26 protein-coding genes and 4 pseudogenes are annotated in these 25,437 nt (G+C 71.6%); 13 read left to right on the top strand and 17 right to left on the bottom strand.

Features of this window, described 5'->3' with window-relative positions:
* Positions 1-117 precede the first annotated feature (117 nt).
* A complete protein-coding gene (gcl, locus tag ACZ38L_RS31145; protein WP_465699551.1) occupies positions 118-1,896 on the bottom strand; it encodes a glyoxylate carboligase in 1,779 nt (592 codons plus the stop codon).
* Between the two features lie 305 nt (positions 1,897-2,201).
* On the opposite strand from gcl, the gene ACZ38L_RS31150 reads away from it, so the two are divergent.
* The 3 genes from ACZ38L_RS31150 (at position 2,202) to ACZ38L_RS31160 (ending at position 4,730) form a co-directional block, all read left to right on the top strand.
* Positions 2,202-3,146, top strand: a complete 945-nt coding sequence (locus ACZ38L_RS31150; protein ID WP_465699553.1) for a transposase domain-containing protein — start codon at positions 2,202-2,204, stop codon at positions 3,144-3,146.
* Positions 3,147-3,354: 208 nt separating this feature from the next.
* Positions 3,355-3,705 carry a peptidase inhibitor family I36 protein gene (locus tag ACZ38L_RS31155; RefSeq protein ID WP_465699555.1) on the top strand — a complete coding sequence of 117 codons (351 nt, stop codon included), beginning with the start codon at positions 3,355-3,357 and terminating at the stop codon, positions 3,703-3,705.
* A 77-nt stretch (positions 3,706-3,782) separates the two neighbouring features.
* Positions 3,783-4,730 (top strand): hypothetical protein, encoded by a 948-nt coding sequence (locus tag ACZ38L_RS31160; RefSeq protein ID WP_465699557.1) that lies wholly within the window; start codon positions 3,783-3,785, stop codon positions 4,728-4,730.
* 19 nt (positions 4,731-4,749) lie between these two features.
* On the opposite strand, the gene ACZ38L_RS31165 is transcribed toward ACZ38L_RS31160, so the two are convergent.
* Positions 4,750-5,130 carry an allophanate hydrolase-related protein gene (locus ACZ38L_RS31165; protein ID WP_465699559.1) on the bottom strand — a complete coding sequence of 127 codons (381 nt, stop codon included), beginning with the start codon at positions 5,128-5,130 and terminating at the stop codon, positions 4,750-4,752.
* Between the two features lie 95 nt (positions 5,131-5,225).
* The gene (gene aceB, locus ACZ38L_RS31170; RefSeq protein WP_465699561.1) at positions 5,226-6,902 is read right to left on the bottom strand and encodes a malate synthase A; all 1,677 of its coding nucleotides are present in this window, start codon (positions 6,900-6,902) and stop codon (positions 5,226-5,228) included.
* Positions 6,903-7,088: 186 nt separating this feature from the next.
* Here aceB and ACZ38L_RS31175 point away from each other — a divergent pair, with 186 nt between their 5' ends.
* The 3 genes from ACZ38L_RS31175 to ACZ38L_RS31185 all read left to right on the top strand — a co-directional run bounded on the left by ACZ38L_RS31175 (position 7,089) and on the right by ACZ38L_RS31185 (position 9,139).
* Positions 7,089-7,883 carry an IclR family transcriptional regulator gene (locus ACZ38L_RS31175; RefSeq protein ID WP_396562190.1) on the top strand — a complete coding sequence of 265 codons (795 nt, stop codon included), beginning with the start codon at positions 7,089-7,091 and terminating at the stop codon, positions 7,881-7,883.
* A gap of 133 nt (positions 7,884-8,016) precedes the next feature.
* Positions 8,017-8,493, top strand: coding sequence for a hypothetical protein (locus ACZ38L_RS31180; protein WP_465699563.1), 477 nt, complete (start codon positions 8,017-8,019; stop codon positions 8,491-8,493).
* A gap of 250 nt (positions 8,494-8,743) precedes the next feature.
* On the top strand, positions 8,744-9,139 hold the full coding sequence (locus tag ACZ38L_RS31185) for a ribonuclease (RefSeq protein ID WP_465699565.1): 396 nt from the start codon (positions 8,744-8,746) through the stop codon (positions 9,137-9,139).
* A gap of 47 nt (positions 9,140-9,186) precedes the next feature.
* Here ACZ38L_RS31185 and ACZ38L_RS31190 read toward each other — a convergent pair whose 3' ends face one another.
* From ACZ38L_RS31190 to ACZ38L_RS31200, 3 genes are all read right to left on the bottom strand, one after another.
* Entirely contained in the window at positions 9,187-9,912 is a 726-nt protein-coding gene (locus ACZ38L_RS31190; RefSeq protein ID WP_465699567.1) for a helix-turn-helix transcriptional regulator, read from the bottom strand.
* A gap of 66 nt (positions 9,913-9,978) precedes the next feature.
* The gene (locus tag ACZ38L_RS31195; RefSeq protein ID WP_465699569.1) at positions 9,979-11,037 is read right to left on the bottom strand and encodes a class I SAM-dependent methyltransferase; all 1,059 of its coding nucleotides are present in this window, start codon (positions 11,035-11,037) and stop codon (positions 9,979-9,981) included.
* A gap of 111 nt (positions 11,038-11,148) precedes the next feature.
* On the bottom strand, positions 11,149-11,343 hold the full coding sequence (locus tag ACZ38L_RS31200) for a DUF1059 domain-containing protein (protein ID WP_396562198.1): 195 nt from the start codon (positions 11,341-11,343) through the stop codon (positions 11,149-11,151).
* Positions 11,344-11,533: 190 nt separating this feature from the next.
* On the opposite strand from ACZ38L_RS31200, the gene ACZ38L_RS31205 reads away from it, so the two are divergent.
* A complete protein-coding gene (locus tag ACZ38L_RS31205) occupies positions 11,534-11,869 on the top strand; it encodes a MoaF-related domain-containing protein (protein WP_465699573.1) in 336 nt (111 codons plus the stop codon).
* 57 nt (positions 11,870-11,926) lie between these two features.
* Here ACZ38L_RS31205 and ACZ38L_RS31210 read toward each other — a convergent pair whose 3' ends face one another.
* On the bottom strand, positions 11,927-12,646 hold the full coding sequence (locus ACZ38L_RS31210) for a TetR family transcriptional regulator (protein WP_465699575.1): 720 nt from the start codon (positions 12,644-12,646) through the stop codon (positions 11,927-11,929).
* A gap of 127 nt (positions 12,647-12,773) precedes the next feature.
* Here ACZ38L_RS31210 and ACZ38L_RS31215 point away from each other — a divergent pair, with 127 nt between their 5' ends.
* Entirely contained in the window at positions 12,774-13,538 is a 765-nt protein-coding gene (locus tag ACZ38L_RS31215) for an SDR family NAD(P)-dependent oxidoreductase (RefSeq protein ID WP_465699577.1), read from the top strand.
* A 65-nt stretch (positions 13,539-13,603) separates the two neighbouring features.
* Here ACZ38L_RS31215 and ACZ38L_RS31220 read toward each other — a convergent pair whose 3' ends face one another.
* The 3 genes from ACZ38L_RS31220 to ACZ38L_RS31230 all read right to left on the bottom strand — a co-directional run bounded on the left by ACZ38L_RS31220 (position 13,604) and on the right by ACZ38L_RS31230 (position 15,824).
* On the bottom strand, positions 13,604-14,536 hold the full coding sequence (locus tag ACZ38L_RS31220) for a phosphotriesterase family protein (protein WP_465699580.1): 933 nt from the start codon (positions 14,534-14,536) through the stop codon (positions 13,604-13,606).
* Positions 14,537-14,586: 50 nt separating this feature from the next.
* Positions 14,587-15,168, bottom strand: coding sequence for a DUF4865 family protein (locus ACZ38L_RS31225; RefSeq protein ID WP_465699584.1), 582 nt, complete (start codon positions 15,166-15,168; stop codon positions 14,587-14,589).
* Between the two features lie 89 nt (positions 15,169-15,257).
* Entirely contained in the window at positions 15,258-15,824 is a 567-nt protein-coding gene (locus ACZ38L_RS31230) for a TetR/AcrR family transcriptional regulator (protein ID WP_465699588.1), read from the bottom strand.
* 126 nt (positions 15,825-15,950) lie between these two features.
* Here ACZ38L_RS31230 and ACZ38L_RS31235 point away from each other — a divergent pair, with 126 nt between their 5' ends.
* On the top strand, positions 15,951-16,280 hold the full coding sequence (locus ACZ38L_RS31235) for a tetratricopeptide repeat protein (RefSeq protein WP_465699590.1): 330 nt from the start codon (positions 15,951-15,953) through the stop codon (positions 16,278-16,280).
* A gap of 99 nt (positions 16,281-16,379) precedes the next feature.
* Here the strand turns inward: ACZ38L_RS31235 and ACZ38L_RS31240 are convergent, their stop codons facing one another.
* The 4 genes and pseudogenes from ACZ38L_RS31240 to ACZ38L_RS31255 form a co-directional block, all read right to left on the bottom strand.
* On the bottom strand, positions 16,380-16,517 hold the full coding sequence (locus ACZ38L_RS31240; protein WP_465699592.1) for a hypothetical protein: 138 nt from the start codon (positions 16,515-16,517) through the stop codon (positions 16,380-16,382).
* A complete protein-coding gene (locus tag ACZ38L_RS31245; RefSeq protein WP_465699618.1) occupies positions 16,490-16,777 on the bottom strand; it encodes a hypothetical protein in 288 nt (95 codons plus the stop codon). Before ACZ38L_RS31245 ends, ACZ38L_RS31240 begins: the two co-directional genes overlap by 28 nt.
* Before the next feature lie 142 nt (positions 16,778-16,919).
* A pseudogene (locus tag ACZ38L_RS31250) lies at positions 16,920-17,708 on the bottom strand (ISL3 family transposase); the annotation flags it as partial.
* 672 nt (positions 17,709-18,380) lie between these two features.
* On the bottom strand, positions 18,381-19,286 hold the full coding sequence (locus tag ACZ38L_RS31255) for a helix-turn-helix domain-containing protein (RefSeq protein WP_465699595.1): 906 nt from the start codon (positions 19,284-19,286) through the stop codon (positions 18,381-18,383).
* A 229-nt stretch (positions 19,287-19,515) separates the two neighbouring features.
* On the opposite strand from ACZ38L_RS31255, the gene ACZ38L_RS31260 reads away from it, so the two are divergent.
* Both ACZ38L_RS31260 and ACZ38L_RS31265 read left to right on the top strand, forming a co-directional pair.
* Entirely contained in the window at positions 19,516-20,274 is a 759-nt protein-coding gene (locus ACZ38L_RS31260) for an SDR family NAD(P)-dependent oxidoreductase (RefSeq protein ID WP_465699597.1), read from the top strand.
* A gap of 58 nt (positions 20,275-20,332) precedes the next feature.
* Positions 20,333-20,827 (top strand): ester cyclase, encoded by a 495-nt coding sequence (locus tag ACZ38L_RS31265; protein WP_465699600.1) that lies wholly within the window; start codon positions 20,333-20,335, stop codon positions 20,825-20,827.
* A 214-nt stretch (positions 20,828-21,041) separates the two neighbouring features.
* On the opposite strand, the pseudogene ACZ38L_RS31270 reads toward ACZ38L_RS31265, so the two are convergent.
* A pseudogene (locus ACZ38L_RS31270) lies at positions 21,042-21,482 on the bottom strand (transposase); the annotation flags it as partial.
* 59 nt (positions 21,483-21,541) lie between these two features.
* On the opposite strand from ACZ38L_RS31270, the pseudogene ACZ38L_RS31275 reads away from it, so the two are divergent.
* Positions 21,542-22,826 (top strand): annotated as a pseudogene (locus ACZ38L_RS31275) (IS256 family transposase).
* Between the two features lie 254 nt (positions 22,827-23,080).
* Here the strand turns inward: ACZ38L_RS31275 and ACZ38L_RS31280 are convergent.
* Positions 23,081-23,182 (bottom strand): annotated as a pseudogene (locus tag ACZ38L_RS31280) (TetR/AcrR family transcriptional regulator); the annotation flags it as partial.
* Between the two features lie 291 nt (positions 23,183-23,473).
* Between ACZ38L_RS31280 and ACZ38L_RS31285 the strand changes: the two are divergent.
* Complete coding sequence (locus ACZ38L_RS31285; protein ID WP_465699604.1) at positions 23,474-24,463, top strand: aldo/keto reductase; 990 nt, start codon at positions 23,474-23,476, stop codon at positions 24,461-24,463.
* 10 nt (positions 24,464-24,473) lie between these two features.
* On the opposite strand, the gene ACZ38L_RS31290 is transcribed toward ACZ38L_RS31285, so the two are convergent.
* The gene (locus ACZ38L_RS31290; protein ID WP_465699606.1) at positions 24,474-25,193 is read right to left on the bottom strand and encodes a winged helix-turn-helix domain-containing protein; all 720 of its coding nucleotides are present in this window, start codon (positions 25,191-25,193) and stop codon (positions 24,474-24,476) included.
* Positions 25,194-25,437: the final 244 nt, after the last annotated feature.

The following is a 25,437-nucleotide window of genomic DNA, read 5'->3' on the forward strand; positions in this document are numbered from 1 at the left end:
CGACAACCCCCGCCCCCGCCCCCCCCCCCCCCCCCCACCCGCCCCCCCCCCCCCCCAACACCCCCCCCCCCCCCCCCCCCCCCCCCCCCCCCCCCCCCCCGTCGCTCCCCCGCCCGGTCAGGCGAGCGGGAGGATCGCGGTCGGCGCGTGGCCCGGCTCGCTGGCCAGTTCCTCGAACTCGTTCACCTTGTCGATGTCGGTGCCGCTCATCGAGATGTTGGTGATCCGCTCCAGGATCGCCTCGACCACCACCGGGACCCTGAGCTCGGCGGCGAGCTTCTTCGCCTCCTCCAGGGCCGGCAGCAGGTCCTCCGGCTGGGTGACCCGGATCGCCTTGCAGCCCAGCCCCTCGGCGACCTTGACGTGGTCCACGCCGTAGACGCCCAGCTCCGGCGAGTTGAGGTTCTCGAACTCCAGCTTGACCTGGAAGTCGATGTCGAAGTTGCGCTGGGCCTGGCGGATCAGGCCCAGGTACGAGTTGTTCACCAGCACGTGGACGTACGGGATGTGGTGCTGTGCACCGACCGCCAGCTCCTCGATCATGAACTGGAAGTCGTAGTCGCCGGAGAGCGCGACCACCTGGGCCCCGGGGGCGGCGGTGGCGACCCCCAGCGCGGCCGGGATGGTCCAGCCCAGCGGGCCGGCCTGGCCGCAGTTGATCCAGTGTCGCGGCTTGTAGACGTGCAGCATCTGAGCGCCGGCGATCTGGGAGAGGCCGATGGTGGTGACGTACCGGGTCTCCGGACCGAAGGCGCGGTTCATCTCCTCGTAGACCCGCTGCGGCTTGAGCGGCACGTCGTCGAAGTGGGTGCGGCGCTGGAGGGAGGCCTTGCGCTGCTGGGTGGAGGCGGCCCACTCGCCGCGGTCCTTGAGCTCACCGGCCGCCTCCAGCTCGCGGGCGACCTCGATGAAGAGCTCCAGCGCGGCCCTGGCGTCCGAGGCGATGCCGAAGTCCGGTGCGAAGATCCGGCCGATCTGGGTGGGCTCGATGTCCACGTGGACGAACTTCCGGCCGGCCGTGTAGACCTCCAGGCCGCCGGTGTGGCGGTTGGCCCAGCGGTTGCCGATGCCCAGCACGAAGTCCGAGGCGAGGAAGTTCTCGTTGCCGTAGCGGTGCGCGGTCTGCAGGCCGACCATGCCGGCGTTCAGCGGGTGGTCGTCGGCGAGGGTGCCCCAGCCCATCAGGGTGGGGATCACCGGGGTGCCGGTCAGCTCGGCGAACTCGACCAGCAGCTCGGCGGCGTCGGCGTTGATGATGCCGCCACCGGCCACGATCAGCGGGCGCTCGGACTCGTTGAGCAGCCGGATCGCCTTCTCGGCCTGGGCTCGGGTGGCGGCCGGCTTGTAGACCGGCAGCGGCTGGTAGGTCTCGGGGTCGAACTCGATCTCGGTCACCTGGACGTCGGCCGGCAGGTCGATCAGCACCGGGCCCGGGCGGCCGGAGCGCATCAGGTGGAAGGCCTGCTGGAAGACGCCGGGGACCTGGGCGGCCTCCAGGACGGTGGTGGCCGCCTTGGTGACCGGCTTGGCGATCGAGGCGATGTCGACGGCCTGGAAGTCCTCCTTGTGCAGCCGGGCGGTGGGCGCCTGGCCGGTGATGCAGAGGATCGGGATCGAGTCCGCGCTGGCCGAGTAGAGGCCGGTGATCATGTCGGTGCCGGCCGGGCCGGAGGTGCCGATGCAGACACCGATGTTGCCGGCCTTGGCCCGGGTGTAGCCCTCGGCCATGTGCGAGGCGCCCTCGACGTGCCGGGCCAGCGTGTGGTTGATCCCGCCGGAGGCCTTCAGGGCGGCGTAGAAGGGGTTGATCGCGGCGCCCGGCACGCCGAACGCGACCTCAACGCCTTCGCGCTTGAGGATCTCAACTGCCGCGCGGGCGGCTGTCATTCGAGGCATCGGGGGACTCCTGCGGTCGACTCATATTTCCACAATGCGGAATACAGGTTCTGTGATGTGAAATCAACGTACGGGGCGCTCCGGCGACCCGTCAAGGCTTCGACCCCGCCATCTTCAACAACTCGTTGAACCCCTGGCCATTGGCGGTCATTGGCGGTCCCACCAGGCCGCAGGCCCGTTTCCACGGCCCGAGCAGGTGCGACGTCCATCCGCCGGGCCGGCGCGACTCGGGGCTACGAGGCCGATACACCGGGCTGTCACGCTTCTCGACGCGTCCCGCAGCCGAGTCACCCAGAGGAGTCTTGGTGCCCGAACCAGCCGACCCCGCCCGTCTCGATCTGTTGCTCCGGGCCTATCCCCCGGAGCTGGTGGACCAGGCCGTCGCCGCCTGCGGCCGAACCGAGCAGCGGCGCCGGCTGCTGTCGGCCCGGCTGATGGTCTACTTCGTCCTCGGCATGGCGCTCTTCTCGCCCTCCCCCTACCTGGACGTGATGCGCCGGCTGGTCTCCGAGCTGCACTGGCCCGACCTGCCGGGAGATCACCAACTGCCCAGCAAGGCGAGCATCTACCAGGCTCGACAGCGCCTCGGCAGCGGTCCGCTGCGCGCGCTCTTCCACACCGCGGTGCACCCGCTGGCCATGCCCGGCGCCAGCGGCACGCACTGGCGCGGGAGACGGCTGCTGCTCCTGGCCGAGCACCACGTCCCACTGCCGGCCGGCACCCTCGGCACCACCCGGCTGCGGGTCGTCGCGCTGGTCGAGGGCGGCACCGGCGTCGTCCTGGACGCCGCCTGGGCCACCCCCGACGCGGTGCACGCGCTGCGGTGCTCGGCGGGGCCGGACGTCCTGCTGTTGACCGACCGACTGTCGCTGAACGGCCGACTGGCCGATGCCCTGACCGACACCGGGGCCGGCTTCGTCTGGCGGCTACCCACCGGCCGAGCGCACGGACGACCACACGGACGGTTGCCGGACGGGACGTTCCTGGTCGGCCGGCTCGACCGGCCGCTGCGGGCGCTCGCCCCCGACGTGCTCACCACCCTGCTCGACCCCGTCGAGGCACCGGCCGCCGAGCTGCTGGGCGCGCTGGGCGCGGGCACGGTCGCCGGCACCGCCGCGCTGACCGAGGCGCTGCTCGGCGCGGACCACACGGCCGGGCCGCTCACCAGCCGGACCCCGGGCGGGATCCACCAGGAGGTCTACGGCCGGCTCCTGGTGCACCACGCGCTGCGGCACCCCGTGTCCGCGTGATCCACACATGCTCCGATGCGGCACGCACAATTCCGCTTGCCGAATTCACCGAACTACCCGGAAACGGTCGGCGATCTTCCGGGAACCAGCGCTAAATAAACGCCGTTGCTCCGGCCCGGAGGCAGCGAGTAGCGTCCCTGGCGACCGGTCGGGGGAAACGCGGAATGCCCGGTCCGGCAACCATCCACGCAATTCCACGGAGGAATCCATGCGTATCAAGGCCGCTCTCGCGCTCGGCGTCGCCGGTGCCGCGCTCGCCACCCTGGGTGCTGCCGGCACCGCTTCGGCGTCCAACTCAGTGAACCTCTACTACAACTCGAACTACCAGGGCGACTGGGCCAACTTCACCAGCAACGTGCCGAACCTGGCCGGCTACTACTTCATCGACGGCCAGCCGATCAAGAACAACGCCGCCTCGGCCTGGAACTTCGGCACCACCACCGCGACCATCTGGTACAACTCCAACTACGCGGGCACGTCCGACACGCTCTACCCGGGCACCGGCGAGGGCCACCTCACCCACACCTACAACGAGGATGCCTCGATCTCGTTCGGCTGAGCCGCACCGGCCGGCCGGGTCCGTCCCGGCCGGCCACCGCACCGGTTCCCGCCCGCCCGACCAGGAGTCAGCCCGCCATGTCCGGTCGTCCCCGCCCCCTGCCCGTCCTGCTGGCCGCGCTCTGCACCGCCGCGGTGCTGGCCACGGCGTCCGGCTGCGCCGGCGACGCCGACGCCGAGAGCGCCACCGGGTCGCCGACGCCGGCCCCGACACCCACCGTCCTGGACAGCACCGCCCTGCAACTGCCCATCGCCGGTTACCTGCTGACGCCGCCCGCGCAACTCCGGCTGGACCAGGCCTCACAACTGCTGGTCACCCAGTGCATGCAACGCTACGGATTCACCTACCTGACCACGCCGGCGGCCCCGCGGAGCACGCCGACCACCATCACCGAAATGCGGTACGGGGTGACCAGCCCGGACCAGGCGAAAAGCACCGGATATCATTTCGGACCGGCCGATCCGGGATATCTCGCGAACGCCGCCGAATCTTCTCCTCCGGACGACGATGACCCCGGATACCAACTGGTTCTCAAAGGCAACGGATCACCCGGAAAGCCCGGCACGGCGACCAGCTACAAATCACAGCCGGTATCCGCTGGCGGCTGTCTGGGCGATATGCACGACAAGCTGTCGGACGGTGCCAGCTTTCTCGGTGACGCCGCCCTGGTGCAGCAGATCGACAGCGAGAGTTTCAGCGACTCGCTGAAGGCGCCGACGGTGCGGGCGGTGTTCCAGGAATGGTCCGCCTGCATGGCGGCCAAGGGCTTCCACTACGCGACCCCGATGGACGCGGTGAACGACCCGGCCTTCGCTGGGCCGACCCCGGGCCGGAACGAGCAGCAGACCGCCGAGGCGGACGTGGCCTGCAAGCAGCAGGAGAACGTCGTCGGCGTCTGGTTCACCGCCGAGGTGGACCGGCAGCACGCCCTGATGGCCCAGCACAGCGGCGAGTTGCAGACCATCAAGGTGCAGATGGCGGGCCAGGCGGCGGTCGTCGACGACCTGCTGCGCCACGGCGACTGACCCCTCACCGTACGGTCGTTCAGCTGGTCCGGCCCAGAGCGGCCAGGTAGGCGCGCCAGCCGCCGAACTCGGTGATCTCCTTGTGCACGCCGCGCTCCAACTCGCCACGGGCCAGCACCATGGAGAAGCAGGCGCCGCCGTCCGCCAGCCGGATCACCCCGAGCTGCAGCTCCGGCGGCTCGCCGGGCAGCAGCACGTCGCGCAGCAACTCCAGGCTGAGCTCGTAGAGTTCACCCTCGATCGCGCTGTCCGCCGCCGGATCGGGCAGCAGGCCGGGGCAGACGTCCCGGATCGAGAAGAAGCGGTGGCCCGGCGCGGTGCGCACGGTGCCGAGGAACGGCGCGTCGCCGAGCAGCGCGTGGAACTCACCACCGCGCATCGCCTGGCCGTTGAGGAACATCCGGACCATGGTGCTGGACCCTTCGGGGAGACAACTCGCACGGTCCACCGAGGACAAGTTCGCCCCGGCGGACCGTACGAAACGGAGCGGGCGGCTCAGCCGAGCAGTGCGTAACCTGGCAGCGTCAGGAAGTCGACGAAGTCCTCGGCGAGCGAGACCTGCTCGAAGAGTTCGCGGGCCTCGGTCCACCGGCCGGCCGCGTACGCCTCGTCACCCAGCTCGGCACGCAGGCCGTCCAGTTCGGCGGAGATCAGGCGACGGACCAGCTCGGCGGTGGCCTTCTCACCGGAGTCGGCGAGCACCACGCCGTTGTGGATCCACTGCCAGATCTGCGAGCGCGAGATCTCGGCGGTGGCCGCGTCCTCCATCATGTTGAAGATGCCGACCGCGCCCAGCCCGCGCAACCACGCCTCGCAGTAGCGCAGCCCGACCGCGACCGCGTTCCGCAGGCCGACCTCGGTGCAGGAGCCGCCGGCGCCGGCGATGTCCAGCAGTTGGGCGGCCGTCACCGGCTCGGCGGAGCCGGGGTTGTCCTTCTGGTGCGGCCGGTCGCCGAGCACCGCGTCGAACGAGGCACGGGCCACCGGGACCAGGTCGGGATGGGCCACCCAGGAACCGTCGAAGCCGCCCGTGGCCTCACGGTCCTTGTCCGCCTTGACCTTCTCCAGGGCGGCGGCGTTGACCTCCGGGTCCTTGCGGGAGGGGATGAACGCGGCCATCCCACCGATCGCGTGGGCCCCGCGCCGGTGGCAGGTCCGCACCAGCAGCCGGGTGTACGCGGCCATGAACGGCGAGGTCATGCCGACGCTGTTGCGGTCCGGCAGGACGAACCGCTCGCCGGCGTCCCGGAAGTTCTTGATGATGGAGAAGAGGTAGTCCCAGCGGCCCGCGTTGAGCCCGGCGGCGTGGTCGCGCAGCTCGTAGAGGATCTCGTCCATCTCGAAGGCCGCGGTGATCGTCTCGATCAGCACGGTGGCCCGGATGGTGCCGTGCTCGATGCCCAACTGCTCCTGGGCGTAGCTGAAGACGTCGTTCCAGAGGCGCGCCTCCAGGTGGCTCTCGGTCTTCGGGAGGTAGAAGTACGGCCCGGAGTTGGGGTCCCCGGGGCCCTTGGCGAGCAGTCGCGCGGCGTTGTGGAAGAAGTAGAGGCCGAAGTCGAAGAGCGCACCGGCCACCGGCCGCCCGTCCACCAGCAGGTGGTTCTCGTCCAGGTGCCAGCCGCGCGGGCGGACCACCACGGTGGCGAGTTCGCCGGCGGGCCTGAGGGTGTAGGCCCTGCCCTGCGGGGTGGTGAAGTCGATCCGGCCCTCGAAGGCGTCGATCAGGTTGAGCTGCCCGGAGACCACCGACTGCCAGGTCGGCGAGGTGGCGTCCTCGAAGTCGCAGAGCCACACCTTGGCACCGGAGTTGAGGGCGTTGACGACCATCTTGCGGTCGGTCGGACCGGTGATCTCGACGCGGCGGTCCTGCAGGGCCCGCGGCGCCGGCGCCACCGTCCAGTCGCCCGCCCGGATCCCGGCGGTCTCCGGCAGGAAGTCGAGGGTGCCCGCCCGGGCGATCTCGGCCCGTCGGGTCTTCCGTCGGGCGAGGAGTTCCTGGCGACGGCCTTCGAAGGCGCGGTGGAGGCTGACCACGAACGCGACCGCCTCCGGGGTGAGCACCTCCTCCGCACGGGCGACGCGCGGACCGGCGACAGTGACAGCCGAAGCAGCGGCGGCGCCTGGGGGCACCCCCGGCCGCAGGCTGCGGGCGGGTCCCTGTTCTGTAGCCATGGGCAGGACACTCCTTGGACGGTTGAGCCGTAGGGAGTTCCGGTGGGAACTTCCTGGATCTGAACCCACCTACCGGCGAGTTCGATTCTGTAAGGTGGAGACTAGTTTCCGCGATACAGAATTTCAACGGTTTGTTGAGGTGATCGCTGGGACTCTACTCCTCCTCCGACAGCAAAGGGAACGCCGGTGGCCAGCACCCCCGCCACAGCCTCGCCGGGCAACGACCGCAGTGCCGGAACCGTGCAGTCCGTGGAGCGCGCCTTCCAACTCCTGGAGGCCCTCACCGACTCCGGCGGCATCGCGACCCTCAGCGAGCTGTCCAGCAGCTCCGGACTCCCGATGCCCACCATTCACCGGTTGGTTCGTACCCTGGCCCAGCAGGGTTATGTCCGCCAGGACACCGCCCGCCGCTACACCCTGGGCCCCCGGCTGATCCGGCTCGGCGAGACGGCCGGCCGGCTGCTCGGCAGCTGGGCCCGCCCCTACCTGGCGGAGCTGATGGAGGCCACCGGCGAGACCGCCAACCTGGCCGTCCTGGAGGGCGGTGAGGTGGTCTACGTGGGCCAGGTGCAGTCGCGGCGCTCGATGCGGATGTTCACCGAGGTCGGGCGGCGGGTGCAGCCGCACTGCACCGGTGTCGGCAAGGCGCTGCTGGCCCAGCTCCCGGAGGAGGAGGCCAGGGCCATCCTGGGCAACCGGCCACTGCCCGCGCACACCGAGTTCACCGTCACCGACCCGAAGCGGCTGCTGGACCAGCTGGCCGGCTTCCGCGAGGCGGGCTACGTGGTGGACGACCAGGAGCAGGAGATCGGGGTGCGCTGCATCGCGGTCGCCGTGCCGGGCGCGCCGACCCCGACCGCGCTCTCGGTCTCCGGCCCGGAGGCCCGGATCCACCTGCTGGAGCAGCAGGCCGGCAGTTCCGCGCTGGTCCCGGTGATGCGCCGGATCGCCGAGCGACTGGGCCAGGTGCTGGCGCCCTGAAGTCGGCTCCGCCGACCTCACCCTCGCCGGGCTCACCCGCCCGGGTGGTCACTGCCCGTACGGCCTGGCGTGTCGGGCCGCACCGGCCACACCATCGGTCCGGCGGACCAGCTCTCGGGGAGACAGGCGGGTGATGGCGTTGTCCAAGGTGAGGAGCGGCAGGGCGGTGCTGGCGGGGTGCGCGGCGCTGCTGCTGGCCGCCACCCCGAGCGTCGCGGACACCCCCGCCCCGGTGCACCTCGCCGTGATGCCGATGGCCCCGGATCCGGTCGCGCCCGGCGGCACCACCGTGGTGCACGCCTTCGTGGCGAACGAGGGCCCGGGCACCACCACCCAGCCCTTCACGGTGACCGTCTCGCTGCCGCCCGCGGTCACCCCGGTCGGCCCCTTCTTCCCGAACGACTGCACCACGGACGTGACGATGCGGGCGGTCACCTGCACCTTCCCGGCCGGTCTGCCCCAGGGCGGGACGGCCACCGCGCTGATCCCGGCGCAGGTCCCGCCGGGCCAGCCGCCTGGCGGGCTGCGCGGCGGGCTGGTCGTCCTGACGAGCGCGGAGGATGCGGACACGACGAGCCACGCCGCGGGATTCACCATCGCGGTGCAGTGAGCGGCGGCGCCCCGGCTCAGCGGTGGACGCGGACGCGGTCGGCGGCGGGGAGCAGCAGGGCAGGCGGGCCCCCGAGCCGTCACGGGAGTCCGACGAGGAGCCGTCACCCGGCTCGCATCGGCCACGAATGATCCGTCCGCGGACGGTACGGAACGTCCGGGCGCCGCCCCGGTGACCTGGACATGAAGACTCTGCCGAGCCCGCCGCACCCCCTTCCACCTCTGCCTGACAGGCCCTCAGACTGCCTCTCATGCAGAGATTTCTACTCGCGTTGAAGTCGCGTTCCGTCTCCGTGCTGACCGTCGGTCTGCTGGCGCTGGCCCCCACCGCCGGCTTCGCCACCGCCGCCCACGCGGACGTCAGTGGCTCGGTCTGCCAGTCGGCGCTGCCGAGCGAGGCGGACGACACCCTCAACCTGATCGCCGACGGCGGCCCCTTCCCGTACTCGGAGGACGGCGAGGTGTTCCAGAACCGCGAGGGCGTGCTGCCCAGCCAGCCGTACGGCTACTACCACGAGTACACCGTCGACACCCCGGGCGACTCCAACCGCGGCACCCGCCGGATCATCACCGGTGAGGGCGCTCAGGAGGACTACTACACCTGGGACCACTACGAGACCTTCCACCTGATCGACTTCACCTGCTGAAGCCCGCCGTGGCGCGCACGGGGTCGGCCCCGTCCGGCATCCGGAGGTCAGCGGGCGTCGCGCCAACGGACGGCGGCCTCCACCCGGCTGTGCACCCGGAGCTTGGCGTAGGCGTGCTCCAGGTGCTTGTCCACCGTGCGGGGCGAGACCGCCAGCCGGTGGCCGATCTGGCGGTCGGTCAGCCCGGAGGCCAGCAGGTCGAGCACCGCGGCCTCGCGCTCGGTCAGCCGGGCGGGCAGCCGGGGCGGCGGGGCGAGCCGTTCCAGCGCGTGGCCGAGCCGGGCCCGCAGCAGGCCCGCGGCGGCCAGGTCGGCGTCCGTGAAGTCGTCGCCGGAACGGTTCACCACCAGGCAGACGGTCCGCCGGCCGGAGCACGACCAGCCGGCCGGGAAGGCCATCGCCAGCTGGAACTCGACGCCCACCGGTCGCAGCGCCGCCTGGTAGGTGCCCAGCCGGTGGTACTCGGTGGGCGACAGCAGGTCGGAGCGGCGCAACGGCAGTCCGCTGCCGGTGTCGGTGTGCCGGAAGAACGGGTCGGCGGCCGCGTGCCGGTAGAAACCCGCGATCGCCTCCGGCGTGTAGAGCCCACCGGGCAGGTTGGTCAGCCGCCGGGCGGCCGGGGTGCGGTCGATCCAGCTGAGACTGTCCCCCGGGACCGTGCGGAGCAGTAACGGCAGCAGCGCCGGGAGGAGGCTCTCCTCGTCGACGGCGTCGAGTAGCAGGTCGATCACGGCGTAGATCCGCCGCAGGCCGGCCTCTCCGGACGGGCCCACCCAAGGAGCGTGCGCCCGTCCGGACTCCGGGTCAAGCCGGGCCCCGACAAACCCGGCCCGACCCGGCTACCTGCTGGCGGCGTAGACCCGGTTCAGCGGGCTCTCGGCGGCCAGCTTCCAGTGGTGCAGGCCGGCGCCGTCGGCCAGACGGCGCATGGCCTCCTCACCGGCGTGGTTGCCCATCGCCTGCGGCCCGTGCTGGGCCAGGGCGCAGGGCAGGCAGACGGCGACCGAGGCGGAGACCACCGCCCGGCCGATCGGGTTGGCGTTCGCCCGGACGTCCGGGGAGACGTTGGGCTCGACGATCATGCAGGCGCCGTCCGGGGCCAGCGCGTGCTCGGCGTGGTGCAGCGCGCTGCCCGGGTCGCCCATGTCGTGCAGGCAGTCGAAGAAGGTGATCAGGTCGTAGCCCTCGCCCGGGAAGTCCTGGGCGCCGGCCACCTCGAAGGTCACCCGGTCGCTCAGCCCCTGCTCCGCGGCGATCCGCCGGGCGGCCTCGATCGACGGCCGGTGGAAGTCGAAGCCGTGGAACCGGGAGGCCGGGTAGGCCTGGGCCATCAGCATCGTCGAGTACCCGTAGCCGCAGCCGACGTCGGCCACCTCGGCGCCCTCGCGCAACCGCTGCTCGGTGCCGTTCATCGCGGGGATCCACTCCGGGACCAGCGCGCCGGCGTAGCCGGGCCGGAAGAACTTGGCGGTGCCGGCGAAGAGCGCCTCGCCGTGCTGCTCCCAGCCCACGCCGCTGCCGGTGCGGAACGCCTCCACCAGGGCGTCCTCGGCGCCGTACAGCGCCTGCAGCATGGTGAAGAGGCCGGCCGCGTAGGTGGGGACGGTCGGGTCCGCCAGCACCGCGGCGTGCTCGTCCGGCAGCAGGTAGCCGTCGGTCGTCGGGTCGTACCGCACGTACTCGCCGGCCACCTGGGCGGCCAGCCACTCGCGCAGGTAGCGCTCGTGCAGGCCGGTCCGCACGGCGAGCTGGGTGGGGGTCAACGGGCCCGCGCCCGCCATCGCCGCGTAGATCCCGAGCCGGTCGCCGATCGAGGTGCACAGGCCCGCCATCGCCGCACCGCCGTCGGCCACCACCCGGCCCAGGAACCGGGTCACCTTCTCCTGGTCCACGGCCATCGCCACCACCTCCCTGCCCTCCCACTCCAGCAGACGACGACGGCCCCGGGCGATACGGGATTCTCCGTACGGTCCGAGGCCGGTTCGGGGACCAGGTCCTCGGGTGGACCGTCAGGTGTGCTGGAGGACCAGTTCGTCCTTCAGGGCGCCACGGATCATCTCCCGCAGTTCGGGGGTGTCCGTGTGCCCGTGCACCGCCACCGCGTGCTGGACGGCGGCCTCGACCACTTCGTTCTCCTCGCCGGAGATGGCGAGGCTGCAGTGCGTCTCGCTCGGCTGCTCGCGGCAGTCGACGACCTTGCGCATGTTCGACCTCCCGGCTCGCCGCTCCGCCACGTTCGCCGGCTGGCCACCCGCTGGCCGGGGAGACCGGCCCGCGGCGGCGGCGTGTCGTGTGACCATTGTCCCTCGGCCGGGTGCTTCCGCTAGCTTGGTGAGCACAGGTATCCATCCAGCCGCGCGCCCCGCCCGTCCCGAAACGAGGAACTCGACCAGCATGACCGCCACCACACAGCTGCCGGGCTTCGCCGGCCGGACCTACCTCTTCGAGGTCGACAACGGCGCGGCCTTCCGCAACTCCTACTCGGCGGACGGCCGGCGGCTGCGCTGGGAGGGGCTGGGCGAGTCGGCCGGTCAGTGGGAGGACGTGGCCCTGCACGTGGCCCAGGTGGGCCCGGAGCTGTACTTCGTCAGCTGGACCGAGCGGAGCGGACTCACCGTCAGCCACGTGATGGACCTGGCCGAGCTGACCGTGCGGGTGTTCTGGACGTACGAGGGTGAGGGCGGCCGGGTCGGTGAGCTGCACACCGGGACGCTGCGGCCGGTGGCCTGAACTCTCGTCACTCGCCAGTGAGCCGAAGCCGGGCGGCGCCCCCTGACGGGGCGCCGCTCAGTCGTCTGCGGCGCGCGTGCCGCTCGTCCCGGCGGGAAGGCCCGTACCGCCCGGACCACTCGGGTCGCGCCAGAGGCGCAGGCCCGCGGTCAACTCCAGCACGCAACGACCGGCCAGCGCACCGGGATCGGCGGCCGCGCCCGGGCCGTCACCGCCGCCGGTCCGCTCCCCCTCGCCCGCGGCCCAGCTCTCCAGGGCCACCCGGATCGCCGCCGTGGCCGCCGCCGCGGCGAGCCGGACCTCCAACGGGTCGGCCCCGGCGCCGCAGCGTGCGGCCAGCACCGGGACCAGCTCCTCCTCGGAATCCTGGTGCATGCCGCGCCAGACGGTCCGCAGCGCCGGATCGGTGAGCAGGGCACGGGTCCAGCGCAGTTCCTCGACGGCCCGCGCGTCGGCCGGGGTGAGCGCCCGGACGGCCGCCCGCGCCAGCACCTCGGGCACCGGCAGGTCGGCCGGACTGTCCGCGATCAGCGCCACCCAGCGCCGGCCACCGGCCGCCAACAGCGGTACGACGGCCTCCTCCTTGGTGCGGAAGTAGCGGTAGAAGGTGCGCAGCGCGACCCCGGCGGCACGGGCGATCTCCTCGGCGGTGGTCGCCTCGGCGCCGCGCTCGGCGAAGAACTCGGCGGCGGCGACGGCGATCTCCAGCTGGGTCGCGGCACGACGGCGGTCGGTGAGCGAGGGACGGTCCGGGGCCGGGGCGGTGCGTTCGGTCATGTCACCACGCTACGCGTTGATATGCCCATATGGCACCCTGAGTCATATTGGCACGTTGTGCCACAGGGGCGTACGGTGGCACGGCACGATCGCACCACCCCCAGCACCACCAGAACGGAGCTTCCCCATGCAGCGCTTCACCGGACACCGGATCCTCGTCACCGGCGGCGGCTCGGGCATCGGCCGGGCCACCGTGCACCGACTGCTCGCCGAGGGCGGGCGGGTCGTCGCGGTCGACGTCAGCGCGACCGGCCTGGCCGGCACCGCCGAGCAGGCCACCGCCGCGGGCACCGCCGACCGGCTGACCACCGCGGTGCTGGACATCTCCGCCGAGGCCGCGGTCCGCTCCGGCGTGGCCGCCGCCGTCGAGACGCTCGGCGGCCTGGACGTCCTGGTCAACGCCGCCGGCATCCTGCGCTCCTCGCACACCCACGAGACCAGCCTGGAGTTCTGGAACACCCTGCTCGCGGTCAATCTGACCGGCACCTTCCTGATGACCCGCGAGGCGCTGCCCGCGCTGCTCGCCACCGGGCGCGGGGTCGTGGTCAACTTCAGCTCCACCTCGGCGAGTTTCGCGCACCCGTACATGGCGGCCTACGCCGCGACCAAGGGCGGCATCCAGTCCTTCACCCACGCCATCGCGCAGGAGTACAGCAAGCAGGGCCTGCGCGCGGTCTGCGTGGCGCCGGGCAGCATCGACAGCGGGATGACCAACAACCCCGGCCTGCCGGCCGACGCCGACTTCTCCCTGCTCGGCAAGCTCGCGCCGGCCCTCGGCCAGGGCTTCGCCGGCCCGGAGACGGTGGCCGGCGTGATCGCCATGCTGGCGAGCGAGGACGGCGCGTTCATCACCGGTACGGAGATACGGATCGACGGCGGCACGCACATGTGAGCCCCCCGGACCGCCGGCCGCGCCGCCCCCGGACCTCATCCCTCGGCGTCAACCAGCCTGCGGCCTCAGGGAGTTCGCCAGACGGTCGCGAACGCGCGGGAGGGGTTGACGCGGAGGATCTGGTCCACCTGGGATTCGCCCAGCTCCCGGGCGATGCGTGGGCGCAGGGTGGTGAGCAGGAACGGCATGCCCGGGCCGGCGTTGACCGATCGGGCGGCGGCCGTGGTGGTGTCGCCACCCAGCAGCAGGCGGTCGCCGTAGCCGGCCTCGGCCAGTGCGATCAGGTTGTCGAGCAGCCAGGCGTCCGTGGCGTGGTTCGCCCGGGAGGGTCCGTCGAAGGCCAACCACGCACCGGAGGTGGCGAGTTCGCGGTAGAGCCGGAGGTCGGGGAAGCGGTTGAGGTGGCCCAGGACGACGCTCCGCGGCGGCACGCCCAGCCGGTCGCAGAGCAGGTCGAGCACCGCGGGCGCGGCGGTGCCGAGCTCGTGGTGCACGCCGATCGGCGCGCCGGTGGCGTGGTGCGCCTCGGCGGCGGCGGTCATCACCCGGTGGGTGTGCTCGTCCAGGCCGTGGTAGCCGCCCGCCACCTTGATCATTCCGGCCCGCGGCCCGCCGTGGATGCCCTGGGTCAGCTCGGTCACGAAGAGTTCGGCCAGCCGCCCGTAGAGCGTGGCCGGCAACTCCGGGGCGTAGTGCGCCGCCTGGTGCAGGCCGGTCGCGGCGACCAGGTGGACGCCGGACTCCCGTGACAGCGTGGGCAGCAGCCCCGCGCCCCGGCCCAGCCCGTACGGCGACCACTGGATCACCGCGTCCCCACCGGCCGCCCGGAAGGCCGCCAGTTCGGCGCCGGCCGCGGCCGGGTCGTCCAGCTCCTGGCCGGGCAACAACGGGGAGCGGAAGAAGAGGTGGTCGTGCGCGTCGCAGACGCCCAGCTCGGCGGGGTCGAGGTCGCCGAGTACCGTCCGGACCGCGGGGGTGGTGACCGATGGGGTGGACACGGGCGTCTCCTGGGTCAACGGGCGGGATCCGTTCGAGCGGTGGCCGGTGGTCACCAGTGCCGTCCCTGGGTGAGCCGGTCCAGCTCGGGGCTGCTCAGGTGCAGCACCTGGTAGTGCTCACCGGGATCGTCGGCGGCCGGCGGGTCGCTCCACAGCGTGAAGACCAGCAGCTCCCAGGCCGTGGTGTCGACGGCCAACGCGGTGCAGTGCACGCCGGACCGATGGTCGGGCAGCGTGGCCAGCGCGCGGTCGATCGCCTCGGCCGGGTCCTCGCCGGGCGGGATCGGCTCGGTCCGCCGGGTGGCCGAGACCGGTGGGCGGGAGCGTTCCGGGCCGTTCCGGAACGCCAGGCCGCCCCACTGCCGGACCTCCGGACGGCCGAAGTCCGCGCAGAGCGCCCGGAAACCCGGACCCCACAGGAAGCCGTTCATGCCCTCGGTGGAGCGCCAGAGGTAGAAGGGCGCGTACTGGTTGACCGGCGAGCCGGCCACCCCGCGCTCGCGGATGAGGTAGGCCTTCAGGGCCAGCCCGGGCCAGTCGTCGAGCAGGTGGCCCCGGTCCGCCACCCGGCGGCGGACGACCCCCATGTCGTAGTCGGCCGGGAGGGTGATCGCGTACTGCATCGCTTGCATGAAACCGTGCCTTTCCTCGGGTGCCGGTCCTCGGGTCCCGGCTGGAACCCCCGTCCGCTCCTTGGTCGCCCGTCCGCCGCTTCGTCGGGCTACCGGGGAACCTGGGCCGCCAGCAGGCCGAGCGCGCCGCGGACCGCGCGGTCGAACGGCTCCGTCGAGCCCGCCGCCCGGGCCAACACGTAGCCCCCCTGCACCAGCGCCACCAGCGCCGCGGCCAGCTCCCCCGCGTCCGGCCCCGGCAGCAGCTCACCGCGCCGCCGCCCCTCCTCGAGCACCGCGGCGATCCGGTCGGTCAGCCAGGCGAAGGTCTCCTCGACCGGCGCACGCAGCTCGGTCTCCGCGACGACCTCCGGATCCTGCGCCAGCCGGCCGACCCGGCAACCGCGCAGCACGTCGCGGTCGCGCCGCAGGTAGGCCTCGATCCGCTGGTAGGCGCTGCCGGGGCCGCCCAGTTGCTGTTCCACCTCGGCCCGCAGCTGCTCGCCGCTGCGGCGGATGGCCGCGGCGGCGAGGTCGGACTTGCCGGCGAAGTGGTGGTACATGCTGCCCTGGCCCACTCCGGAACGCTGCTGGATCGCCCTGGGGCTGGTGCCGGTATAGCCGCGCTCCCAGAGCAGCTCCTGGGTGGTCTCGATGAGCCGGTCCTGCGTTGCCATGGTTCGACTGTACATACCAGTAGGTACAACCGTCCACCGACATCCGAGGCAGGAATAGTTGAAGCTTCACTCATTGTTGGCACCCACGAACCGTGGACCGGGACCACGACGAGAGGAGCCACCACCGTGACCGCCACCACCGCCACCCTGGAGGAGTACACGCGGGCGCGGCTGTACTTCGACTCCCAGGCGTACTCGGACGCCGCGCTGATCCTGGCGGAGCTGGTCGCCGCCGAGCCGGCCAACCTCGCCGCCCGGCTGCTGCTGGCCCGCAGCTACTACCACTCCGCCCAGCTCGGGCGGGCCGCCGCCGAGCTGCGGCGGGTGCTGGAGCAGGACCCGGCCGAGGGCTACGCCCGGCTGATGCTCGGCCGCACCCTGCAGCGGCAGGGCCGCGCCGCCGAGGCCCGGCCGCACCTGCGGCTCGCCGCGGCCATGGGCGTCGAGCCGGTCTGACCCGCGCCGCCGCCCGACCCGGGGCGCCGGCACCTCCCTACGAGTCCACTCCTCGGCGAGCAGGCCGAACACGACCTCGTCCACGATGCCGCCGTACACTCAGGCGGCCTGGCGCAACGTCCCCTCGTGGGTGAACCCGGCCCGGGTCGCCGCCGCGATCATCGCCGCGTTGTCGGCGAGCGTCTCCAGCTGCAGCCGCCCCAACCCCCTTACGGCGAAACCGTATTCGCACAGCACCCGGACGACGTCGTAACCGAGCCCGCGCCCCGCAACGCCGGGCGCAGCGAAAGGCCGGGGTGGGCGAGGCGGTTGTGGGTGTCGATGCCCCTGAGCACCGCCTCGCCCGCCAGCTCCTGCGATTCCAGCTCGACCACCGAGAAGCACACGGCGCCCGGCGACGACGCGTCGACCGCGTACGGCGCCTCCGCCGAACCAGGCGGGACCGGCCGCCAGGGGCTGGTGCCGACGCGCGACCTGGTCGGCACGTCGTCGTACAACTCCCTGTACAGGAGCGGGACATCGTCCTCGTGGCGGGCCCGCAACCCGACTCCCGCGCCTCGCATCATCCGACCTTGGTACCCCGGCCGGCAGCTTCAGGGCAACCGAATTCGGGCTCTTCGGTCGCTTCCGTGGGTGGAGTTATGCGGCTTGACGGCCCGGTAGGTGGGGGCGGTGGCCGCCGAGGCTGAGCATGGCGAGGGCGATGAGGGAGGTGGCGTCCTTGAAGCCGAAGGCCATGCGGGTGATCAGCCGGATCTTGGTGTTCATGCTCTCGACGAGTCCGTTACTCAGTCCGTGCTCGGCGGCTGCGGTGATGGCGTCCCAGTGCTTGACGATGGTGCGTTGGAGTTTCACGAAGGGTTCCAGGCGGCAGCGTCGTGCCCACCCCACCCAGTCCCACAGGGCCCGCGCGGTGTCCTGGCCCTGCTTGAGTGCCATCCGCAGGCCCTCCTTGAGCAGGTAGGCGCGGTGCAGGACCGGGTGAGCCCTGGCGATGAACGCGAGCTGGGCCCGCTGGCCGGCGGTGAGGTCCTCCGGCCGCTTCCACAGCGCCCAGCGGGCCTTCTTCGGCGACTTCGACCCAGGCGTGGCGTGGCCCTTGCCGCCGCGCTCGGCGTTCCACACCTGGCGGCGGACCTGGTCCAGGGCGTCGGTGGCCCACCGCACGACGTGAAAGGGGTCCATGACGCGCACCGCGCCCGGGCGGCGCTCGGCGACCACGGTGGCGATCCACTCGACGGCGTCCGCGCTGACATGCGTGATCTTCTGGGAGCGCTCGGCGCCGAGCAGGTCGAAGAACTTCCGCGGGGTGGCCTTGTCGCGTCCGGCGTCCGCCCACAGCAGGCGTCCTGACGCGTGGTCGACGACGATGGTGAGGTACTTGCGGTGGCGCTTGTAGGAGATCTCATCGATGCCGATCCGGCGCAGCCTCGATCACGGTGTTTTCGACACCGAGCAGCCGAGTCCATATCCTTGCAGATCGCACGCCGTATCCAGGTTCTTCCGTTTCGTACCGCCGTAAGTCGAAACGTAGCCGGGATACGGCGTGTTCTGCGTATCAGTCCTGGTCAGCAACCCACGGAAGCGACAGGAGAGCCATCATTACCGCCGACCCGGTGAACCTTCGCGGTCACTGCACTAATAGTGCTTCGTCAGGTCGGGGCCATGATGGGGCCGAAGGCTGGGGGAGCCGCGCGCTGATCCGACAAGATCGCCCGGACAGGCCCTGGTACGGCAACGGTGGTCACTGTGACGAGGCTCCAGCTCTTGGACTGTGGCCTCGTCTCTTGTCGTGGCTGGTCCGGGCCTGGTGTTGGCGTCGGCGGTGCCATTGGGACCAGTGCAGGACGTGGTCGATGCCGCGGCGGACGGGCCGTGTGAGATTGCTGATCAGTCGGCGGGAGGACGCCGGCGCGCAGGCCGCGTTCCTGCTCCGCGACTGTGACGCCAAATTCGCCGCGCTGTTCGACGAGATCGTCCCCGAGGCCACCCCGACCGGTTCGGCCGCCGGGTCTTGGGTTCCTGCGCTGATCGTGCCGACTGCGCTGACCGCGCCGGCCCTTCTGCCCACGCCGAGAACTCGGCCCGAGCGCGGAGCCCTCACTGCCGGACGGGGCACTCCTGCTGCCGAGCATCGACGGCCGGCCGCGGCTGAGTGCGGGCGAGGTCGGCAAGCCGGCGCAGGCGGTCGGCGCTGACCGACCCCGGTTCGGCGCTCACCGCCACGAGTTGCTGTTCACCCTCGCCGGACAGCCGCAGGGTCTCGTAGTCCACCGTCAGATCGCCCACCACGGGGTGGTGGTAGCGGATCCGGCCGTGTCCGGGTTCAGCCACCTCGTAGCGAGACCACCAGGTGCGGAACTCAGGGCTGCGGCTGGACAGATCGGCCACGAGCCGGTCGATCGCCGGGTCCTGCGGCCACCGGGCGGCGGCCGTCCGCAACTTGCCGATGAACTCGCCCGCACTCTCCTGCCAACTCCCGAAGAGCTGTCGGGCAGCGGGGTCGAGCAGGATGAACCGCAGCATGTTGCGCTCGTGCGAGGGCAGTTGGGCCCAGTCGGTGAACAGGGCGGTGGCCGCGCTGTTCCAGGCCAGCACGTCCTGACTGTGGTTGACCAGCCAGGCCGGGGTGGGCCACCCGTCCAGCAGCCGCTGCACCGACGGGCGCACCGGGGACGGGACATGGTGGGTACCGCGGGAGGCGAAGTCCCGGTTGATCAGCGCGAACAGATGCGTACGCTCGCCGGCGTCCAGCCCGAGGGCCCTGGCGAGCGCCTCCAGGACCTGGCTGGACGGGCTCTGGGCGCGACCCTGCTCCAGCCGGGTGTAGTAGTCCGCGCTCACTCCGGCCAGCAGTGCCAGCTCCTCGCGCCGCAGGCCGGGGGTCCGGCGAAGTCCTCTGGGCAAGCCGACCGCCTCGGGGGAGCGACGATGGCGACGGGAGCGCAGGAAGGCGCCGAGCCCGTCCGGCCCAACAGTCGGTCCTGGGTCCGGCTTCACGTCCATCGGTACCTCCGCGCCGCCGTGTCGGGAAACGCGTGATTCTACCGAACCCGCTGGTCCGTGGGGGGGGTCTGCCAGGACCAGGAACGCCGATCCGCGGTACGAGGTGGCCTTCCTGACTGCCCTGCAGGCCCGCATGCTGGGGATCTCAGCGAACCGGTGGCCTCAGGCGCGGTCCGTCCCACATCCCGTCCGTCTCGTGCGTGTCCGCCCAGCAAGGGAGCAACAACCCATGAACATCGATCTCCGCGGCAAAGTCATCGTGGTCACCGGCGCCGGCCGCGGTTTGGGACGGGCGCTGGCTCTGGGGCTGGCGGCGCAGGGGGCGCACGTCGCCGTCCTCGCCCGCCGTCAGGAGCAGGCGGCGCAGACCGTGCAGGAGATCAGCCGCCTGCCCGGCGCCGCCGCAGCACTCGCCGTGGTGGCCGATGTGAGCGACGAGTCCGCGGTGGCGCGTGCGGTGGCCACCATCGACCGGACCTGGGGTCGTATCGACGCGCTGATCAACAATGCGGCCTGGATGCCGCCGCGCCAGTACGTCCTGGAGACGGACGTGGACACGCTGACCCGGGCGTACTCCTCGAACGTCGTGGGCAGCTTCGTCACCACCAAGCACGCCGCGCCCGTCATGATCCGCGGTGGCGGGGGCCGCATCATCTACGTGAGCAGTGCTCTCGGCGTGCAGCCCAATCCCGGACTCGCGGCGTACGGCGGCACGAAGGCCGCTCTGAACATCCTCTCCAGCGTCGTCCACCAGGAGCTCTCGGGCCAGGGCATCCGAACCGTCGCCCTCGCTCCGGGACTCACCGACACGCCCGGCATGCGCGAGAGCGTGGGGGAGGAGTACATCGAGCGGATCGCGTCCAGTTACCCGGGCGGCCGACTCGGCAGTCCCGAGGACATCCTGCCGCTGACCGCATTCCTGTGCAGCGACGCGGCCGATCACCTCTCCGGCACGCTGATCGCCGTTCGTCCACCGGCCACCGGGTGACCCACCCCGACCGTCGAGTCTCTCCACCCTGTCAGAAACCGCCAAGAAGGAGCACCAAGTGTCCGATCCCGTTGACCTGCACCAGAGTTCAGCCGACCTGATCGAGAGCCGGAAGCGACTCGTCGCCCAGTTGTTCGAGCGAATCATCACGCTCGGCGAGCTGGACCTCGCCGACGAGATATTCGCCGAGGACTTCCACTGGCCGCAGTTCGACCTGCACGGACCCGACGGCGTCCGCGCCTGGGTCGTCAATTTCCGCCGCGCATTCCCCGACGTGGACGACCGGGTCGTCGAGCAGGTCAGCGAGGGGGACGTCGTGTTCACACGGGTCCGGGTCACGGGCACCCAGCTCGGGCCGTGGCTCGGCACACCACCGAGCGGCCGCCGCGCCGACTTCACCGCGCTGGGAATCGACCGGTTCCGTGGTGACAGAGTCATCGAACGCACAGCCCTGTTCGATGTGACCGACGTGATGCGACAGCTCGGGCACGAGTCCCTCCCCATCCTTCCCTCGGCCCGGCAGTCGGTCACGGTCACCGACCTCGACACCTGACACCAGGGCCACCCGACACCAGGGCGAGCCGACCTGTTGCCGCTCGGCCGCCCGCACCCGCTGCGGCATCCCCGGCGACACTGCCCGAAGCGGTGCGGGCTTTGTCAGGTCCTGTGGTGGGGTTCGGGGGCGGGTGAGGGTTGGCCGCATATCGAGCAGGCGCCGGTCCAGGTTGCCAGGAGGGCCTGGAGTTCGCGGAGGTCCGCGTAGAGGGTCAGGCCGGCGCAAGGGCTTTTGGGTCGAGCCTGAGCATGGTGCAGAAGGCCTGGGCGAGGGCGGCGAGGGTGACGTGGCGGTGCCAGCCGAGGTAGTTGCGGCCCTCGAAGTAGTCCAGGCCGAGACCGTCCTTGAGCTCACGGTAGTCGTGCTCGACTCGCCATCGGATCTTGGCGATTCGTACCAGCTCGCGCAGGGTGGTGTGCGGCTTCGGGTGGGCGGACACCGGAGGTCGGCCCTGCCCGCAGTACGGTGGACGCTCGGGCGTCGCGTCGCCCGGGTGCGCGGTCGTGGTGGCCTTGACCGCGACAGCGTAGGGCAGGCCGCGCTCGGTCAGGCCCTCGCGAAAGCCCGTGGCGTCCCCGTAGCCGGCGTCCGCGACGACCGGCAGGTCCGGCAACTCCCAGTCCCCGCAGGCCTCGTCGAGCATGTCCAGGGCCGGGTCTGTACTTTGAACGGTGTAACTCCCGATCATGGAAGTAGCACCTGATGAGCGACGTGACTGTCTCCGTTGAGGCGGTTGAAGAGATCCGGGCGGTCGAGCTGCCGACGGATCTGCTGGATGACCAGTTGATCGGGAAGCTGGTCGACCGGGCTCGTGCGAGCGGCCTGCAACTGGCTGGTGAGGGCGGGCTGCTCCAGCAGCTGACCAAGCGCGTGCTGGAGTCCGCCCTGGAAGGCGAGATCACCGACCACCTCGGTTACGAGGAGCACGACCCGGCCGGCGCGGGCAGCGGCAACTCCCGCAACGGAGTACGGCCCAAGACGGTGCTGACCGAGGTCGGGCCGGTCGAGATCGAGGTCCCCCGCGATCGGGAGGGGAGCTTCGAGCCACAGATCGTTAAGAAGCGACAGCGCCGCCTGACAGGCGTGGACGAGATGGTGCTGTCGCTGTCCGCGCGCGGTCTGACGCACGGTGACATCTCCGCCCATCTGGCCGAGGTCTATGGCGCGAGCGTGTCCAAGACGACCATCTCGACCATCACCGACAGTCATCGACGGGATGACGGAGTGGCAGAACCGCCCGCTCGACTCGGTCTACCCGGTGATCTTCATCGACTGCGTTCACGTGAAAGTCCGCGACGGACAGGTGGCGAACCGGCCGATCTACGTCGCCCTGGCGGTCACGGTCGACGGCACCCGCGACATCCTCGGGCTGTGGGCCGGCGACGGCGGCGAGGGCGCCAAGTACTGGCTCCAGGTGCTGACCGAGATCAAGAACCGGGGCGTCGAGGACGTGTGCATGGTCGTCTGCGACGGGCTCAAAGGCCTGCCCGACGCCATCGAGACCGTGTGGCCGCAGGCCATCACCCAGACCTGCGTGGTCCACCTGATGCGGGCATCCTTTCGATACGCGGCCCGCCAGGACTGGGACAAGATCTCCAAGGCGCTCAAGCCGATCTACACCGCGCCGACCGCGAAAGCCGCCGAGGACCGCTTCCTGGAGTTCCAGGAGGCATGGGGCGATAAGTACCCGGCGATCGTGCGGCTTTGGGAGAACGCCTGGGCCGAGTTCGTGCCCTTCCTCCAGTTCGACGCCGAGATCCGCCGGATCGTGTGCACCACCAACGCGATCGAGTCGGTCAACGCCCGCATACACAAGGCCGTCCGCGCCCGCGGACACTTCCCGAACGAGCAGGCCGCATTGAAGTGCGTCTACATGGCCGTCATGAGCCTGGACCCCACCGGCGCCGGCCGCAAACGCTGGACCATGCGCTGGAAGCCGGCACTCCAGGCCTTCGACATCGCCTTCGACGGCCGACTCTCCGTCGGCCGCCGGTAACTCACACCACCCGAGTTACACCGTTCACACCTGGACACACCCATCCGCTACACCACTCCGCGGGACACGACCCTTACAGGTCTCACGATCTGGTGCGGAAGGCTCTGCGTGGAGACGGTGGACGCCAGCTGCCGGCGATCGAGCTGGGTGAGGACGTTTGCGCCTCGCGGGCTTTCCGCTCGTGGAAGGTCATGGGCGGTGGGGCTCGGAGTCACGGGGTTCGGTCTCGCGCCCCACCGTCCGCGCCAGATGCCTCATGTGGTCGGACCGGCACTGGTCAACCAGATGTGTTCGCAGGTCGCGGAGGCCGCTCGCAACTTCTCCCGGGACTCTTGCGAGGCGTGGCAGAAGGTCCGGTGAGGAGGCCGCGAACGCGGTCGGCCCGCTGGCCCTGGTCGCAGGCCAGGACGTCGAACCGGCCGGTGACTCCGACGGCCGCTGGCACCTCACCCCGGCCACCGCATGGCCGAAGGGGCCGCCCCAGCCCGCCCCCGGACCGCGCCGCCACGCCGTGCCCCGGTGGACGCCAACGCCGGTGCGGCCGCGCCGATGTGACGGCGGGTGTGCAGACCGGCGGACCCACCCACCGGCGGCCGGACCGCGCCGGCCACCCCGGTACGCCATCCAACCTGGCAGGATACCGGGCCATGAGCTATCTCGCGGCCGACGACCGCTACACCTCGATGACCTACCGCCGCGCCGGCCAGAGTGGCGTGCGGCTGCCGGCCGTCTCGCTCGGCCTGTGGCACAACTTCGGCGACGCCCAGCCGCTGGAGGTCCAACGCGCCGTGCTGCGCCGGGCCTTCGACCGCGGGGTGACCCACTTCGACCTGGCCAACAACTACGGCCCGCCGTACGGCTCGGCCGAACGCAACTTCGGCACGCTCTTCGCCCAGGACTTCCGCCCGTACCGGGACGAGCTGTTCATCGCGAGCAAGGCCGGCTTCGACATGTGGCCCGGCCCCTACGGCGACGGCGGCAGCCGGAAGTACCTGCTGGCCAGCCTGGACCAGTCGCTGGGCCGGATGGGCCTGGACTACGTGGACGTCTTCTACTCGCACCGTCACGACCCCGAGACGCCGCTGGAGGAGACCATGGGCGCGCTCGCCTCGGCGGTCCGCCAGGGCAAGGCGCTCTACGCCGGGATCTCCAACTACCCGGCGGAGCAGCACCGGGAGGCGGTGGCGATCCTGCGCGAGCTGGGCACACCCGTGCTGCTCAACCAGTCCCGCTACTCCATCCTGGACCGCGGGGTCGAGGACGGCGTGCTGGACGCGGTGGGCGACACCCGGACCGCGCTGATCGCCTACTCGCCGCTGGCCCAGGGGTTGTTGACCGACCGCTACCTGAGCGGCGGGGTCCCGGCCGGCTCCCGGATGTCGGTGGGTCACTTCCTCAGGGAGGAGGCGCTCACCGCCGCGAAGCTCGACCAACTGCGGGCACTGGATGGGCTGGCACGGAAGCACGGACAGAGCCTGGCCCAGCTCGCGCTCAGTTGGGTGCTGCGCGACCCCCGGGTGGTCTCGGTCATCATCGGCGCCAGCAGCGTGGCCCAACTCGACCAGAACCTCGACGCGTTGGCGGGTGGACCGCTGAGCGCCGAGGAGCTGGCCGAGATCGACTGGCTGAGCGGCTGAGCTACCGCGCTCAGCCCCGGCTGAGCGGGGCGTACTTGTAGCCGACCCGGCGCACCGTGACGATGCTGTCCCGGTGCGCCGCGCCCAACTTGCGGCGCAGCCGGGCGACGTGCACGTCCACCGTGCGGCCGTCGCCGACGTGACCGTAACCCCAGACCGCGGAGACCAGCTGGTCGCGGGTGTGCACCCGCTGCGGGTGCTGGGTCAGGTGGGCCAGCAACTCGAACTCCAGGTAGGTGAGATCGAGCAGCCGACCGTCCACGTGGGCGGTCCGGCGGTCCGGGTCGACGGTGATCCCGACACCGGCCGGACGGGTCGGGCGCTCGGCGAGCGCCGCCGCCGGTGGCGCGGGCACCCGCTCGTCCGGCCGGGTGCCGGGCGCCGCCTCGGCGGGGACCAGCACCAGGTAGCCGACCAGCGGGTGCGCGCCGCCCGCCGTGCCCGCCTGGGCGCCGTACTGGGCGAGCAGGCCCTGCGGCAGCGCGGACTGCGGCAGGGCCGCGACCACCGCGGCACCCTCCGGCAGCGCGCCGAGCAGTTCGGGCGCGAGCGTGGTGGGCGAGGGGGTGAGCGAGGTGAGCGGGACGGCGGCGCCGGCCGCCGCGGTGTGGGAGGCCGCCGGGGTGCCGTGCCGGCGCTCGGTGCCGGTGGGCAGCGAGGAGACCGAACGGACCGCCCGCAGGTGCGGGGTGGCGGCGGGGACGGTGAGGGTGGCCGAGGAGGAGGACATGGGGCAGCTCTTTCGCACAGGACGGTGGGTGGACGTCGTCTGCGCGTCGGCGGGACTCTGCGGTCCGCAACCGGCCCTGGTTCGGTGACCTGGGATCAGTTGTGGACGAGCCGGGACGCGCGAGGCGAGCCCGGACAGGTCTGGTCGAAGAGATGCGGCTGCCGGGACGGCCAGAACGGCTCGAGGTCCTGACGGCCTCGGCTGCGGTCCACGGTGGTGTGCATGCGCCCATTCAAGCAGATGC

The organism is Kitasatospora sp. NPDC024654, from assembly GCF_055559155.1.